Here is a 15,429-nt window from a genome sequence, read left to right on the forward strand (position 1 = left end):
GACAAGGGGTGAAGGGGGATTGACTCGCTGCGCTGCCGGTCTGTCCAACGGGCAAATGCCCGTTGTCGAACCCCGGTCGGAGGTTCTCATCCCGCCGGTGGGGTGCAACATGCGAAAAAAAAGCCCGCATTTGCATGCGAGCTTCTCTTCGAATATGGCGGTGAGGGAGGGGTTCGAACCCTCGATACGTTGCCGTATACACACTTTCCAGGCGTGCTCCTTCAGCCACTCGGACACCTCACCATATTGTCTTCCCAGCATCGCTGGGACGGCGCTAATGTAGGGAAATCCGGGTTCATCGTCAATCCCCTTTTCAATAATTTAGCGCGTTTAGACAAACTTCAAGCAACGTGCTTTCTAAATATCCAGGAACTGTTTTTTTTATCATCAGCCACCTTTATCCCTGTCACTGGAACAAATTTGTTATCCTCATCAATAGATAACGCTTTAACTAAACCATCGCATGAATGCATCTGGAGTCAGTATGGATATCATCTTCTATCATCCGTCTTTCGATACGCAATTTTGGCTGGATAAACTCTCTCAGGCACTTCCCGATGCCCAAGTCCGTGAGTGGAAGCCGGGCGATAATGAACCCGCAGACTATGCCCTGGTCTGGCATCCGCCAGTCGAAATGCTTCAGGGTCGTAGCCTGAAAGCCGTGTTTGCCCTTGGCGCAGGCGTTGACTCTATCCTGAGCCAGCTTAATGCCCACCCGGATATGCTCCCTGAAAGTATTCCGCTGTTTCGCCTCGAAGATACCGGCATGGCATTGCAGATGCAGGAGTATGCCGTGAGCCAGGTCCTGCACTGGTTCCGCCGCTTCGATGATTACCAGGCCCAGAAGCAGCAGGCCCGCTGGCAGGAGCTGGATGAGTATCAGCGTGAAGATTTTACCATCGGCATTCTCGGCGCAGGTGTGCTGGGCTCAAAGGTAGCCGAAAGCCTGCAAGCGTGGGGATTCCCGCTGCGCTGCTGGAGCCGTAGCCGTAAATCCTGGCCTGGCGTTGAAAGCTTTGCCGGCGAAAACGAACTGGGCCATTTCCTGCAAGACACCCGCGTCTTGATTAACCTCTTGCCTAATACATCAGAGACTCGAGGCATCATTAATGTATCGCTGCTGAACCAGCTGGCGGATAACGCTTATCTGCTTAATCTGGCGCGCGGCGTGCACGTGGTGGAAGACGATCTCCTCAAGGCTCTGGAGAGCGGTAAGCTGAAAGGGGCGATGCTGGACGTCTTCAGTAAAGAGCCGCTCCCGGCCAGCAGCCCACTGTGGGCGCATCCCCGCGTGGCGATGACCCCGCACATCGCTGCGGTCACGCGGCCTAATGAAGCGATCGACTATATTGCCCGTACGATTAGCAAGCTGGAACAGGGCGAGCCGGTAACCGGCCAGGTTGACCGGACTCGCGGCTACTAGCCCCGGGTTTTCATTAAAAAGGGTAATAATTCCTGTTATCCTTGAGCGTCATTAACAGAGGAGAGCGTCATGTACCCCGTTGACCTGCACATGCACACCGTCGCCAGCACCCACGCCTACAGCACCCTCCACGACTATATTGCGATAGCCAAAAGCAAAGGCCTTAAGCTTTTTGCTATCACCGATCACGGCCCGGATATGGCCGATGCCCCGCACTACTGGCACTTTGTGAATATGCGGATCTGGCCACGGCTGGTGGATGGGGTAGGGATCCTGCGCGGTATCGAGGCCAACATCAAAAACACCGCCGGTGAAATTGACTGCACCGGGCCGATGCTTCCCGCGCTGGATCTGATCATTGCCGGTTTCCATGAGCCGGTATTCGCGCCACAGGATCGGGCGACCCATACCGAGGCAATGATTGCTACCATGGCCAGCGGTAACGTGCATATTATTAGCCACCCGGGCAACCCGAAGTATCCTGTTGATATTCCCGCGATTGCCGCCGCCGCCGCGAAGTATGATGTCGCCCTGGAGATCAACAACTCCTCTTTCCTTCACTCGCGTAAAGGCAGCGAGGCAAACTGCCGTGCCATTGCCGCAGCCGTGCGTGACGCGGGAGGTTGGGTGGCGTTGGGATCCGATTCGCACACCGCTTTTTCGCTGGGTGATTTTACCGAGTGTCGCAAGGTGCTGGATGACGTCGATTTTCCGGAAGATCGGATCCTTAACGTCTCGCCGCGCCGCCTGTTAAACTTCCTTGAATCGCGCGGGATGCCGCCGATCGATGAGTTTGCTGAACTTTAATTTTTATCACGGAACCTATAATGAACGAGTTTTCAATCCTCTGCCGCGTGCTTGGCTCACTCTACTACCGCCAGCCTGAGGATCCGGTTTTGGTCCCGCTCTTTGCGTTGATCCGCGACGGTAAGCTGGCGGCAAATTGGCCGCTGGAGCAGGATGAGCTGCTTGCCCGCCTGCAGAAAAGCGTTGACGATCCGGCCCTGGCGACGGACTACCAGGCCCTGTTTGTCGGCGAGGCGTGCAGCGTCGCGCCATATCGCAGCGCGTGGCAGGAGGGGACAAACGAAGCAGAGGTGCGGGCCTTTTTAACCGCCCGGGGCATGCCGCTGTCCGATGCGCCAGCCGATCACATTGGTACGCTGCTGCTGGCCGCCTCCTGGCTGGAGGATAATGCAGCCGAGGATGAGAGTGAGGCCCTGGAAACACTCTTTGCTGACTACCTGCTGCCGTGGTGCGGAACGTTCCTTGGCAAGGTTGAGGCCCATGCGGTAACACCGTTTTGGCGCACCCTGGCAGGGCTTACCCGAGATGCCATCGCCGCCATGTGGGATGAGCTTGAAGAAGAGTCCGTAGAATAATGTGATGTAAATCACAAATAAAATGTAACTCATGTCGATCGCTTGCAAATAACGTGCGAGCGATCTCATTTCAATGGCGTGCATCTGCTAAGATGCGCGCCATGAACATACTCTTCTCAATTGCATTAACGACGGGCATTCTCTCCGGTCTTTGGGGCTGGGTTGCCGTCTCACTGGGCCTGCTGAGCTGGGCCGGTTTTCTTGGCTGTACAGCCTATTTCGCCTGCCCGCAGGGTGGGGTAAAAGGCCTGCTGATCTCTGCCTTTACCGTCATGAGCGGCGTCGCCTGGGCGCAGGTGATTATGTATGGCAGTGCGTTAAGCCCGCATCTCAGCATTGTCAGCTACATGCTTACCGGCGTCGTGGCCTTCCTGATGTGCATCCAGGCGAAAAACCTGCTGCTCTCCTTTGTTCCCGGTACGTTTATCGGTGCCTGTGCCACCTTTGCCGCCCAAGGCGACTGGCGAACGGTGGTTCCCTCGCTGGCCGTTGGGCTTCTGTTTGGCTACGCCATGAAAAATAGCGGCCTGTGGCTGGCGGCATGGCGCGACAGAGCGGCAAATTCCAGCGCAAAAAAAAGCGCGGCGGAGTGATCCGCCACGCTTTGATAGTGCTCAAGCGCGATTAGGACTCTGGCGGCGTCGCCATATGGCGGTATTTCACCAGAACCGGATCTTCGCTCTCTGCCTTGTTTTGCAGATCCCACAGTCCACGATCGATGCCATCGTTGATCAGGTAGATCACCCCGGTTTCAATCGCTGACATCAGACAGAGCATAACGGGTTCGTTCGCGGTAAAGCCGACTTCACCCTCTAACAGACGCTGGTAGTCAATGAAGCGGAACACCCCGGCCTGCACCTCATAAGAGAGGATCGTCTTGCTGGTGTTGACCGACGACAGGATCTCCCCGGTACTCACGTTGACCACGCGCAGGTTAACCGCGACCTGGTCAAGCTGGTACTGGGTGTCAGCCCCGATGCCAAAGTAACGCGCACCCACTCCACCGGACTTCACGTTGCTCTCGTAGCCGATAATCGAGCCTTCGACCATCACGTTAGCCGCAGTCAAAGACTGGAGCGGGAAACGGTTATTGACCGCCACCGTGCCGTTCTCCTGTGCAGCACGGATGATCTTCCGCTCGTTAAGCAGGTTCTGCAGCCCCTGACGCTCAAGCGGAATAAACCAGCGCGAATCCTTCAGCGCCGTAACCAGCATAGACGTGGCGCTCTGCGGGACAGCAGTGGAGAAGTTACTCGCCGGATAGGCTTTAAACTGTCCGGTTTCATCCTGAATATTATAAACAGAGACAAATATCTTACCGGTTGGCATCGGCAGATGGGTTAAATCTTGATAACTCTGAGCCCGAGGCATTAATGTTGGTTTCGCTGCTTCTTTCGGTGGAGCCGTTAAGCATCCGCTGAGTAAACAGACAGCCAGTATGGTGAGTAAGCGCTGCATAATTATTATTCCTGTAAAAACGATAGCTGTGCTTTAAAAGTCGGTTGAACCACTCTGTAAACCCGACACCTCTATAGTGGATGTTTTTCCGGTTTTTCGATCTGTTACGTTGAGCTGAAGCTGCCCATCGTTATTAGCGATATCAACAATAAAATCACTGGTGATCATTCTTCCCGGCTTGCCAGTATTAATATTGGTCAGTAATCCTCCCAGCACCTGCGACTGAATTGCCTGGGTAAAGTTATCCAGCGCAGAGGGTGTCTCTATTCCATAATTATCGTTGTAGTCCGGATCCTTATAGGAGTTTTGTGCCTGGGCGCTATTTAATAAAAAAGCGCCGTTATTGGGGTTGCCACCAAAATTAGGGTTACGAAACTGAAATGTCATATTTGCCGCAAATAGTGACGGCGAGACAAGCAAAAGCGTGACTACGGCACAGGCGATACGCATGTGAGCCTCCGAAAGAAATTTATCGTGTTTTAGAATTCATCTCGCGCCAGATCGCCAGTACCAAGCAGAGCTTGATCGATCTGCCGGCGATCCAGTGCTTCCTGGGTTTGCGCTACCGCGGCATTAACGTTGCTGTCAAAGTCGCGTTTAGTGGGAAATAAAAACGTTTGAAACACGACGTCCTGATTGACCGTAATCGTGATCCAGCTTCCCCACCGCGCGCTGGGACGTTCATTGATACTCAGGTTCCCTGTATAACTGCTTTCCCATTTATCACTAAAAGCACGATAAAAATCGTGTCCTACAGACGAGACCGTACGATCGGTCAGTAATCCGGGAACTTCCACCTCGACAGCGCGCAGGTTCCCGGCAGCCAGCAGAAGACCTGCGGCTGCAAACCATGCAACGAACCGTTTCATGGTGTTATCGCCTGAGGTTATCGTTAGCCCAGGAGACGGCCTGCGTACGATTTTTTACGGATATCTTCTTGAAAAGATTGTAGAGATGGGTTTTTACCGTGTTTTCGCTAATAAACAGCGAGCGGGCGATCTCATTATTCGATGCGCCAATGCGCAGCTTATTGAGGATCTCCTTCTCCCGGTGCGTGAGCAGCGCGGCTTCGGAGCTGTTGTAACGGTAGTTACCGGAGTGGGTAATGAGGTAGCTGGCGAGCTTTTGGGAGAAGTAGCACTCGCCACGCTGCACGCTAAGAAGGCCATCAACCACCCGGGACTGATCTTCTGTTACATAGAAAACGCCGTTGATGTGCGGCCAGCTTTCGATGTCACGGAACGGGTATTCGTCAGGCGTATTCAGCAATAGCAGCTTAACGGCATTGTTTTTCCTGCCTAAATTATCCTGCCAATAATGGATCAGTTTTTTGTCTGCCTCCATCATGTCAAACAGGATCACGCTTCCGGGCGATATATCATCCAGAGAACGTTGAATATTATGCACTTTCCCCGAAAGAGAGAGGGACTGCTTCAGATGCTGCAGTAGAGCGGCAGCCTGTAAGGAAGGTTTAGTAATCAACAGAATAGACTGACTTTGAAAACTCTGGACTTCATTAAACATAATAAACCCCGCTTGTTGGTACACCTGTCTTTTTCCCCAGGTATAACTGGGTATCCAGAAGTACTGACAGATGTTGCACTGCTGTGTGTAATCAATAAGAGTGAGCCCTATGGGCAAAATTTAACAAAAACTCAAACATACTGCTGATTTCAATCTAGCTATTACCAATCTTAAATCAAGTGTTAAACGTGTAGCAAAATGTAAAAATAAATTTTAAAATGTTATTTTGTGCTTTTTTTGATGTTTAATTTTCATGGAAAAGTTGTACAAACTAATACTTTTGCATCACATTTAAAAATCATACAAATTATTTTAACTTTATGATTTTATTATAAATATATCTTCTTTTGCACGATTTTGCTTTTTTTATGCGTCATCTTTTTATGAGCCAGCGTTATCAAAAGCAGGAAAGGGAAAGAAAAATTTGCTTTGATGATCGCAAAGCCACAATTTTTTTACGCCTACCCCCAGAAGGATGCTAGCAAGGCATAACTCATCTCCGGTTGCTATAACGCTCAAACCTGTACCAAATGAATGTGGAACAATTTATTTTCTACATTATCCATCCTTTTTTTAGACCGTTAGTACTTTAAGGTGAACATAGAGATAAAAATACCACTGGCGGGTGAGATATTATTAATATTTACCGTTACATACTCTTTTCCGTAACGCAGCGTTAACGGATGTAAAAATACGTTAATAACAGCGGAGCACATTATTCATCAGTGAGAATACTCCAGGTCCAGGTGACAACATGAAAAACAGAACGTTGATTATGGTGTTAACAATGCTGGGTGCGCCTGGGATAGCCGCCGCGTCAGGTTATGATCTGGCTGTGTCAGAATATAACTTTGCGGTAAATGAATTGAGCAAAACGTCTTACAATCAGGCTGCGATAATTGGCCAGGACGGTACCAATAATAGCGCCCAGCTACGTCAGGACGGATCTAAAATGCACGCTGTTATCTCCCAGGAAGGGGCGAGTAACCGGGCTAAAATTGATCAGGCAGGAGCCTATAACTTTGCGTATATCGATCAGTCAGGCAGTGGTAATGACGCAAGTATAACGCAAGGTGCATACGGTAATACCGCGATGATTATCCAGAAAGGTTCGGGTAACAAAGCGAATATTACGCAGTATGGTACGCAAAAAACGGCAGTTGTAGTGCAGAGGCAATCACAAATGGCTATTCGCGTTATTCAACGCTAAATCCGTTGTGAAACTAATATATCAATCCGATGGGAGTTAACCATGAAATTCATTAAAGTGGCAGCATTGGCAGCGATCGTTATTTCCGGCAGCGCTTTCGCAGGTTCCGTTGGTCAATATGGTGGCGGCAGCTACGGCGGCCCGAACTCTGAATTAAGCATTTTCCAGTACGGTAGCAACAACTCCGCACTGGCTCTGCAGACCGATGCGCGTGACTCCGATCTGACCGTGACTCAGCATGGCTCACGTAACGCCGCAGACGTAGGCCAGGGTTCTGATGACAGCTCTATCAGCCTGTCCCAGAACGGCTCTCGTAACAACGCCACTATCGACCAGTGGAATAGCCGCCACTCTGATATCGACGTACGTCAATACGGTACCGCTAACGGCGCGCTGGTTAACCAGACCGCATCTCAGTCTTACGTAGAAGTACGTCAGGTTGGCTACGGCAACAACGCAACGGCTAACCAGTACTAATTCTGTCTGGTGCGAAAAAACAGGGCTTCGGCCCTGTTTTTTTATCAGGAGGTCGCTATGCATCCCTTGCTCTTCGTTGCCGCCATGGCCAGCCAGATCACTTTCCTGACCGAGCGGCAGCAGGATATCTATACCATTACTCCCCAGGTCGTTGTCACCCAACCCTGCGTATGCCAGATCCAAATCCTCACCGTCCATGCGGGCGTAAGTGGACAGAGCAATACCCAGCAGCGAAAAACCCTGACGCTGCAAGCTAACCAGCCGACAAAACTTGCCCGCCTGAGCATGAATATCTCGCCCAAAGACACGGTTAAAGTCGTGGTTACCGTGACCGATGGCGATACCCTGCACCTCGTACAGCAGTGGCCCGCTGAGTAATAATGCAGCGAGATCCGGTGTAAAATCAATCTGCTGTATCGTTATAGAGTCTGACCGAGCGCCGTGTAATTTCTCCCGCCTGCCACACCCTGCTATACACTTAGTTGAAAGCGATAAGATAAGAGAGGCAAATATGCAATCGCGTATGGAGGTTATTCAGGGTGACATCACTACATTACAGGTAGATGTCATTGTTAATGCGGCTAATCCCTCCTTAATGGGCGGAGGCGGCGTCGATGGCGCTATCCACCGTGCCGCCGGGCCGGCGCTGCTGGCCGCCTGTAAAGCCGTGCGGGAGCAGCAGGGCGAGTGTCCACCGGGGCATGCGGTGATCACCCTTGCCGGGGCGCTACCGGCAAAGGCGGTGATCCACACCGTGGGGCCAATCTGGCGCGGCGGCGAAGAGCATGAGCAGCGGCTGCTGGAGGATGCCTACCGTAATAGCCTGAAGCTGGCCGAAGCCAACGGCTACCACTCGGTGGCGTTCCCCGCTATCAGCACCGGCATATACGGTTTTCCCAAACCTGCGGCGGCAGAAATCGCTGTCGCTACGGTTTCGGATTATCTAACCCGGCATCCGTCGATTGGTCAGGTATACTTTGTCTGTTATGACGATGAAAATACCCGACTTTATCAACGACTCCTCACCCAGCAGGGTGACGAACCAGACGCATAGTACGCGGCTGGGGCGCGCTATCGCCCCCGCCCGTGCGGCCCATCCCGACACGTGTGGTATCCTGGCGCTGGATGACAGTCTTGATGCCTTTGCCGCTCGCTACCGGCTGATTGAGATGGCCGAGCGTACCCTGGACATTCAGTACTATATCTGGGAAGACGATATGTCCGGGCGGCTACTGCTGTCCCAGCTGCTTAAGGCAGCCCGGCGGGGCGTGATAATTCGTCTGCTGCTGGACGATAACAATACCCAGGGGCTGGACGATATTCTGCGCAAGCTCAATGCCCATGCCAATATCGATGTTCGTCTGTTTAATCCCTTCTCGTTTCGCCTCTTTAGATCGCTGGGCTACCTAACCGATTTTGCTCGCCTTAACCGGCGCATGCACAATAAAAGCTTCACCGCCGATGGTGAAGTCACTATCGTGGGCGGCAGAAACATTGGCGACGCCTACTTTGGCGCGGGTGAGCAGCCGCTCTTCTCCGATCTTGATGTGCTGGCAATTGGCCCGGTGGTAAGCGACGTTGTGGCTGACTTTGAACGCTACTGGAACTGCCAGTCGGTTTCCACGCTTGAGAAAGTGCTCGATATTAAAGATGACGATATCGACGGCAAGATTCAGGTGCCAGAGTCCTGGTATAACGATGAAACGGCGCGGCGCTACCTCTCCAAGCTTGAAACCACCCAGTTTTCCACCCGGCTAGAGGCAGGAACGCTGCCTATGCTGTGGGCCAAAACTCGCCTGCTAAGCGACGATCCGCGCAAGGGGCAGGGCAGGGCACGCGAGCATACTCTATTGCCGCAGCGTCTGGTAAAGGTGATGGGGATGCCGGAGGAGCAGATCGATATCATCTCCGCCTATTTCGTCCCGACCCGCGCCGGGGTAGCGCAGCTGCTGCAGATGGTGCGCAAAGGGGTGAAAATTGCCATCCTGACCAACTCGCTAGCGGCGAACGATGTGGCAGTGGTGCACGCGGGCTATGCACGCTGGCGTAAAAAGCTGCTGCGCCACGGCGTAGCCTTATATGAGCTAAAACCCACCCGGGAAGGGGGCCGACATATACACGATCGCGGCCTGACGGGTAACTCGGGTTCCAGCCTGCACGCTAAAACCTTTAGCATTGATGGCGGGAAGGTATTTATCGGCTCGTTTAATTTCGATCCCCGCTCGGCCATGCTCAACACCGAGATGGGTTTTGTGATTGAGAGCGAGCCGCTGGCGAAGGTGATCCACAAACGTTTTCAGCAGAGCCAGCGCGATGCGGCATGGGAGCTGCGTCTTGACCGCTGGGGACGAATTAACTGGATCGACATCCATGACGGTCAAGAGCAGGTATTAAAGAAGGAGCCGAAAACGCGCTTCTGGCAGCGGATGCTGGTGCGATTAGCCTCTCGGCTGCCGGTAGAGTGGCTCCTCTAACCCTGGTTCCGCACCTGTTTTGGCTGCGCTTTGTTCGCCTCCGGCTTGCCGGAGAAGAGAAAACGCAGCAGCGGAATACGCAAATGCACTTCATAAAGAGCAATCGCACAGCCCACGACAAAGATCAGCCCGCAGATAAAGCCCAGCGTATTTGAGTGAATATGTGGCGTAATCCATGCGCCAAAGAGCAGCGTCAGCGGATGGTGCACCAAATAGATAAACAGCGACGCATTCACGAAGTAGGTTACGCGAGCCGACTGGAAGTTGAGCAGCCGATGCCCCAGCGAGAAGACCACGTTTACCATCCACAGCCCCATCACCATGGTGATGACACTCTCCGTCTCATACATCCACCCGTCACCGCTGCCGTAGCGCTGGTTAAGCAGATAGGCTACGAAAGCCAGCGCCGCGCCCAGGGTGCAGCCCCACGACGGCGTAGTAAAGAGCGCCTTGAGCCGAGGCGTAATAAAGGTTAGCGCCCCCAGCACAAAAAACGGCAGGTAGAACAGGGTCTGCATAACGGCAAAGTTAAACAGGCCATCGCTAAGAATAGGCGGATAGAGCACCAGCAGCGTACGGCGGAACGCAGCATACAGCACGCCGAGCAGCAGAAATATCAGCGTCAACTTTGGTAGGTTAAGCTGGCTAAGCAGCGCGTCCGGGTTAGCCGCAACGGCCTGCTTAAGCTTGCGAAACAGTACCAGCCCAAGCGTAGTGAGCACCACCAGCACCAGTAAAAACCAGAGGTGAGAAACCAGATCCCAGACTAAGGTATTATACTTGTCGTAAATAGAGAGGGTGTGCCAGCTGTCGGCCTTGCCCTTGACGTGCTGCAGCATCAGAAACTGCGGCAGCGTTAACAGCGGGATAGCGGTCAGCATCGGGATGCCCACACGCTCGACGCGCACTTTCCACCAGCGCTTCATGGGATAGCGCAGATAGAGCATATACGAGAAGTAGCCCGAGATAACAAAGAAGACCTGCATCCGAAAGGCGTGGATAAAGTCGTTGAACAGGGTCAGCCACCACGAAGGCGCAGCACTGTTCACGTGCCAGACGTGGCTAGAGTAGATTAATGAGATATGAAAGGGGATGCCTAGCAGCATCAGCCATGCGCGAATGGAGTCAAGAAAGTATTCGCGCTGTGCGGGTAGTTTACTCATATCACTCCGTGCAATATCAGACTTATCGTCTTATCCCTAAGACCAGTTATGATTACATTCGTTGGCAACCCTACACTAAGCGTCGCAGCCTGTCTCCAGGATAAACACGCAATTGGCAAGGTGTTGCTTTTATTTGCTTATCCACTGAGCCAGCGGCTGAACAAAGCGGGGATTAAGTTGTCGGATTGCCTGAAATACCATTAAAATAGATCGGATCGATTTAAGCACACAAAGGGGGAAGTGCTTAGTTACTATGAAACATAATCTACAAGTGATGAAAATGCGTTGGTTAGGCGCAGCGGTGCTGTTATCCCTGTACTCTTCATCGGGTTGGGCCTTTAACATCGATGACGTAGCAAAACAGGCGCAGTCATTAGCCGCAAAAGGCTATGAAGCCCCGAAAAGCAACCTGCCCTCTGTCTTCCGCGACATGAAATACGCGGACTATCAGCAGATTCAATTCAATCACGACAAAGCGTATTGGAACAACGTTAAAACCCCATTCAAGCTTGAGTTCTATCACCAGGGTATGTACTTCGACCTGCCCGTGACCGTCAATGAAGTGACGGCCTCGGCCGTGCATAAGATCAAGTACAATCCGGACTATTTCAATTTTGGCAACGTCCAGCATGACAAGGATACGGTCAAAGATTTAGGCTTCGCCGGCTTTAAGGTTCTCTATCCCATCAACAGCAAAGACAAGAACGATGAAATTGTCAGCATGCTGGGGGCGAGCTACTTCCGCGTGATCGGAGCCGGTCAGGTCTACGGTCTCTCTGCCCGTGGTCTCGCCATTGATACCGCGCTGCCGTCCGGCGAAGAGTTTCCACACTTCCGCGAGTTCTGGGTTGAGCGTCCAAAGCCTACCGACAAGCGTCTGACCATCTATGCATTGCTGGATTCTCCGCGTGCAACCGGCGCTTACCGGTTTGTGGTGATCCCGGGCCGTGACACCGTGGTGGACGTGCAGTCAAAAGTCTATCTGCGCGATAAAGTCGGCAAGCTGGGCGTCGCCCCGCTGACCAGTATGTTCCTGTTTGGGCCAAACCAGCCGTCACCGGCAACTAACTATCGCCCGGAGCTGCATGACTCCAACGGCCTCTCGATGCATGCCGGCAACGGCGAGTGGATCTGGCGTCCGCTGAACAACCCGAAACACCTGGCCGTGAGCAGCTATGCCATGGAAAACCCGCAGGGCTTTGGCCTGCTGCAGCGTGGCCGTGAGTTTAGCCGCTTCGAAGATATCGACGATCGCTACGATCTGCGTCCAAGCGCCTGGGTCACACCGAAAGGCGAGTGGGGCAAAGGTAAAATTGAGCTGGTAGAGATCCCGACCAACGATGAGACCAACGACAACATCGTGGCCTACTGGACGCCGGATCAGCTGCCGGAAGCCGGTAAAGAGATGAACTTCAAGTACACCATCACCTTTAGCCGCGATGAAGACAAACTGCACGCCCCGGATAACGCCTGGGTTACGCAGACGCGCCGCTCTACCGGCGATGTCAAACAGTCCAACCTGATCCGCCAGCCGGACGGTACCCTGGCATTTGTCGTCGACTTCACCGGTGAAGAGATGAAAAAACTGGCGCAGGACACCCCGGTTACTGCCCAGGTCAGCATCGGTGATAACGGTGAAATCGTTGAAAACGTTGTGCGCTATAACCCGGTCACTCAGGGATGGCGTTTAACCTTGCGCGTTAAGGTTAAAGACCAGAAAAAGACGACCGATATGCGTGCTGCGCTGGTGAATGCCGAGCAGCCGCTGAGTGAAACCTGGAGCTATCAGCTACCTGCCAATGAATAAGACAACTGAGTATATCGACGCGCTGTCGCTTTCCGCTGAGGGGAAAGCGGCGCTGCCGACAACGGATCTGCGCGCCGTGCACGAAGCGCTGGATGCTGAGCATCGTCGCTATGAGCGGGACGATGACAGCCCGCTGGGTTCAGTGCAGGCGCGTCTTGAACACCAATGGCCGGATTCGCTGGCGGAAGGCCAACTGATCAAGGACGATGAAGGGCGTACCCAGTTGAAGGCGATGCCTGAGGCGAAGCGCTCCTCAATGTTCCCCGATCCGTGGCGCACCAACCCGATCGGCCGCTTCTGGGACCGTCTGCGCGGTCGCGACGTGCCGCCGCGCTACCTGTCCCGTCTGACGAAAGAGCAGCAGGCCAACGAGCAGAAGTGGCGTGCGGTGGGGTCCATCCGCCGTTACATTCTGCTGCTGCTGACTATCGCCCAGACGGTGGTGGCCACGTGGTATATGAAAACCATTCTCCCGTATCAGGGCTGGGCGCTAATCGCCCCGGAAGATATGATGGGCCAGGATCTGCTTGTCTCCTTTATGCAGCTTCTGCCCTATGTGCTGCAAACCGGGATCCTGATCCTCTTTGCGGTGCTCTTCTGCTGGGTGTCGGCCGGCTTCTGGACGGCGCTGATGGGCTTCCTTCAGCTGCTGATCGGTCGCGACAAATACAGCATTTCAGCGTCTACGGTTGGGGATGAGGCGCTCAACCCGCAGCACCGTACCGCGCTGATCATGCCGATCTGTAACGAGGACGTCGATCGCGTCTTCGCCGGTCTGCGTGCGACATGGGAGTCGGTAAAGGCAACGGGTAACGCCGAGCACTTCGACGTCTATATTCTCAGCGACAGCTACAACCCCGATATCTGCGTAGCAGAGCAAAAGGCGTGGATGGAGCTGATTGCCGAGGTGCAGGGCGAAGGGCAGATCTTCTATCGTCGTCGTCGCCGCCGCGTGAAGCGTAAAAGCGGTAACATCGATGACTTCTGCCGCCGCTGGGGCAGCCAGTACAGCTACATGGTGGTGCTGGATGCAGACTCCGTGATGACCGGTGACTGCCTGTGTGGCCTGGTGCGTCTGATGGAGGCTAACCCGAACGCCGGTATTATTCAGTCGTCGCCACGCGCGTCCGGTATGGATACCCTTTACGCGCGTTGCCAGCAGTTTGCTACCCGCGTTTATGGCCCACTGTTTACCGCCGGTCTGCACTTCTGGCAGCTTGGGGAGTCGCACTACTGGGGTCACAATGCCATCATCCGCGTGCAGCCGTTCATTGAGCACTGTGCGCTGGCTCCGCTGCCGGGCGAGGGCTCGTTTGCAGGCTCTATCCTCTCTCACGACTTCGTCGAGGCGGCTCTGATGCGCCGCGCCGGTTGGGGGGTGTGGATCGCCTACGATCTGCCTGGCTCCTATGAGGAGTTGCCACCGAACCTGCTGGATGAGCTGAAACGCGACCGCCGCTGGTGCCACGGTAACCTGATGAACTTCCGCCTGTTCCTGGTAAAAGGGATGCACCCGGTACACCGCGCGGTGTTCCTGACCGGGGTGATGTCCTACCTCTCTGCGCCGCTGTGGTTTATGTTCCTCGCGCTCTCCACGGCGCTGCAGGTGGTTCACGCCCTGACCGAGCCGCAGTACTTCCTGCAGCCGCGTCAGCTGTTCCCGGTCTGGCCGCAGTGGCGTCCTGAACTGGCGATCGCGCTCTTTGCCTCGACCATGGTGCTGCTGTTCCTGCCGAAGCTGCTGAGCATTATCCTTATCTGGTGCAAAGGCACGAAAGAGTACGGTGGATTCCTGCGCGTGACGGCGTCGCTGTTGCTGGAGGTGCTGTTCTCCGTGCTGCTGGCCCCGGTGCGTATGCTGTTCCACACCGTGTTCGTGGTCAGCGCGTTCCTCGGCTGGGAAGTGGTCTGGAACTCACCCCAGCGTGACGATGACTCTACCCCGTGGGGCGAGGCGTTTATGCGTCACGGCTCGCAGATGCTGCTTGGCCTGGTGTGGGCAATCGGCATGGCGTGGCTGGATCTGCGCTTCCTGTTCTGGCTGGCACCGATCGTCGTCTCGCTGATCCTCTCCCCGTTTGTCTCGGTCATTTCGAGCCGGGCGACGGTGGGCCTGCGTACCAAGCGCTGGAAGCTGTTCCTGATCCCGGAAGAGTATTCTCCGCCGCAGGTGCTGGTGGATACCGACAGGTACCTGACGCTGAACCGTGCGCGTTCGCTGGAAAATGGCTTTATGCACGCGGTATTTAACCCGTCGTATAATGCACTGGCCACCGCCATGGCAACCGCCCGTCACCGGGCAAGCCAGGTGCTGGAGATTGCCCGCGATCGCCACGTTGAGCAGGCGCTGAACGAGACGCCGGACAAGCTCACCCGCGACCGCCGTCTGGTGCTGCTGAGCGATCCGGTGACAATGTCACGTATGCACTACCGGGTCTGGTCTTCGCCGGAGCGCTACTCCTCATGGATTAGCGAATACGACGCGTTGAAAACGAAATAACTGCTTAATGT

Annotated in this window: 16 protein-coding genes and 1 tRNA gene; 11 read left to right on the plus strand and 6 right to left on the minus strand. The window is 54.2% G+C overall.

From position 1 onward, the window contains the following. Nucleotides 1-155: 155 nt before the first annotated feature. A tRNA-Ser gene (locus tag FN633_RS05355) sits at nt 156-243 on the minus strand. Between the two features lie 241 nt (nt 244-484). Between FN633_RS05355 and ghrA the strand changes: the two genes are divergently transcribed. The 4 genes from ghrA to FN633_RS05375 all read left to right on the plus strand — a co-directional run bounded on the left by ghrA (nt 485) and on the right by FN633_RS05375 (nt 3,398). Beyond that, on the plus strand, nt 485-1,423 hold the full coding sequence (gene ghrA / locus FN633_RS05360; RefSeq protein ID WP_154056999.1) for a glyoxylate/hydroxypyruvate reductase GhrA: 939 nt from the start codon (nt 485-487) through the stop codon (nt 1,421-1,423). Between the two features lie 69 nt (nt 1,424-1,492). Further along, nucleotides 1,493-2,230 carry a phosphatase gene (locus FN633_RS05365; protein ID WP_042392650.1) on the plus strand — a complete coding sequence of 246 codons (738 nt, stop codon included), beginning with the start codon at nt 1,493-1,495 and terminating at the stop codon, nt 2,228-2,230. Between the two features lie 20 nt (nt 2,231-2,250). Beyond that, nucleotides 2,251-2,805: a TorD/DmsD family molecular chaperone gene (locus FN633_RS05370; RefSeq protein WP_154057000.1), complete on the plus strand. Its 555-nt coding sequence runs from the start codon at nt 2,251-2,253 to the stop codon at nt 2,803-2,805. Nucleotides 2,806-2,906: 101 nt separating this feature from the next. Next, nucleotides 2,907-3,398 carry a DUF1097 domain-containing protein gene (locus FN633_RS05375; RefSeq protein WP_208673960.1) on the plus strand — a complete coding sequence of 164 codons (492 nt, stop codon included), beginning with the start codon at nt 2,907-2,909 and terminating at the stop codon, nt 3,396-3,398. A gap of 31 nt (nt 3,399-3,429) precedes the next feature. On the opposite strand, the gene csgG is transcribed toward FN633_RS05375, so the two are convergent. Genes csgG through csgD form a run of 4 tightly spaced genes read right to left on the minus strand, consistent with a single transcriptional unit; the run spans nt 3,430 to nt 5,787 of the window. Next, a complete protein-coding gene (gene csgG, locus FN633_RS05380) occupies nt 3,430-4,263 on the minus strand; it encodes a curli production assembly/transport protein CsgG (RefSeq protein WP_042392658.1) in 834 nt (277 codons plus the stop codon). A gap of 33 nt (nt 4,264-4,296) precedes the next feature. Then, entirely contained in the window at nt 4,297-4,713 is a 417-nt protein-coding gene (gene csgF, locus FN633_RS05385; protein ID WP_154057002.1) for a curli production assembly/transport protein CsgF, read from the minus strand. 29 nt (nt 4,714-4,742) lie between these two features. Beyond that, nucleotides 4,743-5,132, minus strand: coding sequence for a curli production assembly/transport protein CsgE (gene csgE / locus FN633_RS05390; RefSeq protein ID WP_103819494.1), 390 nt, complete (start codon nt 5,130-5,132; stop codon nt 4,743-4,745). Nucleotides 5,133-5,136: 4 nt separating this feature from the next. Then, the gene (csgD, locus tag FN633_RS05395; RefSeq protein WP_042392665.1) at nt 5,137-5,787 is read right to left on the minus strand and encodes a biofilm master transcriptional regulator CsgD; all 651 of its coding nucleotides are present in this window, start codon (nt 5,785-5,787) and stop codon (nt 5,137-5,139) included. A 754-nt stretch (nt 5,788-6,541) separates the two neighbouring features. Here csgD and csgB point away from each other — a divergent pair. The 5 genes from csgB (at nt 6,542) to FN633_RS05420 (ending at nt 9,948) form a co-directional block, all read left to right on the plus strand. Next, nucleotides 6,542-6,997 (plus strand): curli minor subunit CsgB, encoded by a 456-nt coding sequence (gene csgB / locus FN633_RS05400; RefSeq protein ID WP_154057003.1) that lies wholly within the window; start codon nt 6,542-6,544, stop codon nt 6,995-6,997. A 42-nt stretch (nt 6,998-7,039) separates the two neighbouring features. Beyond that, nucleotides 7,040-7,474: a curli major subunit CsgA gene (gene csgA / locus FN633_RS05405; protein WP_042392668.1), complete on the plus strand. Its 435-nt coding sequence runs from the start codon at nt 7,040-7,042 to the stop codon at nt 7,472-7,474. Between the two features lie 57 nt (nt 7,475-7,531). Further along, entirely contained in the window at nt 7,532-7,852 is a 321-nt protein-coding gene (gene csgC, locus FN633_RS05410) for a curli assembly chaperone CsgC (RefSeq protein WP_154057004.1), read from the plus strand. Between the two features lie 133 nt (nt 7,853-7,985). After that, on the plus strand, nt 7,986-8,528 hold the full coding sequence (ymdB, locus tag FN633_RS05415) for an O-acetyl-ADP-ribose deacetylase (protein WP_042392674.1): 543 nt from the start codon (nt 7,986-7,988) through the stop codon (nt 8,526-8,528). Then, nucleotides 8,461-9,948, plus strand: a complete 1,488-nt coding sequence (locus FN633_RS05420) for a phospholipase D family protein (RefSeq protein ID WP_154057005.1) — start codon at nt 8,461-8,463, stop codon at nt 9,946-9,948. The genes ymdB and FN633_RS05420 overlap by 68 nt, the downstream gene beginning before the upstream one ends. On the opposite strand, the gene mdoC is transcribed toward FN633_RS05420, so the two are convergent. Next, nucleotides 9,945-11,111, minus strand: a complete 1,167-nt coding sequence (mdoC, locus tag FN633_RS05425; protein WP_154057006.1) for a glucans biosynthesis protein MdoC — start codon at nt 11,109-11,111, stop codon at nt 9,945-9,947. The two genes, FN633_RS05420 and mdoC, sit on opposite strands and share 4 nt — an antisense overlap. Nucleotides 11,112-11,382: 271 nt before the next feature. Here mdoC and mdoG point away from each other — a divergent pair, with 271 nt between their 5' ends. Both mdoG and mdoH read left to right on the plus strand, forming a co-directional pair. Next, nucleotides 11,383-12,918 carry a glucans biosynthesis protein MdoG gene (gene mdoG / locus FN633_RS05430; RefSeq protein WP_154057007.1) on the plus strand — a complete coding sequence of 512 codons (1,536 nt, stop codon included), beginning with the start codon at nt 11,383-11,385 and terminating at the stop codon, nt 12,916-12,918. Beyond that, on the plus strand, nt 12,911-15,418 hold the full coding sequence (gene mdoH / locus FN633_RS05435; RefSeq protein ID WP_154057008.1) for a glucans biosynthesis glucosyltransferase MdoH: 2,508 nt from the start codon (nt 12,911-12,913) through the stop codon (nt 15,416-15,418). Before mdoG ends, mdoH begins: the two co-directional genes overlap by 8 nt. The last annotated feature ends 11 nt before the right edge of the window (nt 15,419-15,429 follow it).

Source organism: Pseudescherichia vulneris, from assembly GCF_902164725.1.
GTDB lineage: Bacteria > Pseudomonadota > Gammaproteobacteria > Enterobacterales > Enterobacteriaceae > Pseudescherichia > Pseudescherichia vulneris.

Coding starts and splice junctions, on each gene's coding strand:
- ghrA (WP_154056999.1), top strand. CDS start 485: ATGGATATCATCTTCTATCATCCGTCTTTCGATACGCAATTTTGGCTG.
- FN633_RS05365 (WP_042392650.1), top strand. CDS start 1,493: ATGTACCCCGTTGACCTGCACATGCACACCGTCGCCAGCACCCACGCC.
- FN633_RS05370 (WP_154057000.1), top strand. CDS start 2,251: ATGAACGAGTTTTCAATCCTCTGCCGCGTGCTTGGCTCACTCTACTAC.
- FN633_RS05375 (WP_208673960.1), top strand. CDS start 2,907: ATGAACATACTCTTCTCAATTGCATTAACGACGGGCATTCTCTCCGGT.
- csgG (WP_042392658.1), bottom strand. CDS start 4,263: ATGCAGCGCTTACTCACCATACTGGCTGTCTGTTTACTCAGCGGATGC.
- csgF (WP_154057002.1), bottom strand. CDS start 4,713: ATGCGTATCGCCTGTGCCGTAGTCACGCTTTTGCTTGTCTCGCCGTCA.
- csgE (WP_103819494.1), bottom strand. CDS start 5,132: ATGAAACGGTTCGTTGCATGGTTTGCAGCCGCAGGTCTTCTGCTGGCT.
- csgD (WP_042392665.1), bottom strand. CDS start 5,787: ATGTTTAATGAAGTCCAGAGTTTTCAAAGTCAGTCTATTCTGTTGATT.
- csgB (WP_154057003.1), top strand. CDS start 6,542: ATGAAAAACAGAACGTTGATTATGGTGTTAACAATGCTGGGTGCGCCT.
- csgA (WP_042392668.1), top strand. CDS start 7,040: ATGAAATTCATTAAAGTGGCAGCATTGGCAGCGATCGTTATTTCCGGC.
- csgC (WP_154057004.1), top strand. CDS start 7,532: ATGCATCCCTTGCTCTTCGTTGCCGCCATGGCCAGCCAGATCACTTTC.
- ymdB (WP_042392674.1), top strand. CDS start 7,986: ATGCAATCGCGTATGGAGGTTATTCAGGGTGACATCACTACATTACAG.
- FN633_RS05420 (WP_154057005.1), top strand. CDS start 8,461: ATGACGATGAAAATACCCGACTTTATCAACGACTCCTCACCCAGCAGG.
- mdoC (WP_154057006.1), bottom strand. CDS start 11,111: ATGAGTAAACTACCCGCACAGCGCGAATACTTTCTTGACTCCATTCGC.
- mdoH (WP_154057008.1), top strand. CDS start 12,911: ATGAATAAGACAACTGAGTATATCGACGCGCTGTCGCTTTCCGCTGAG.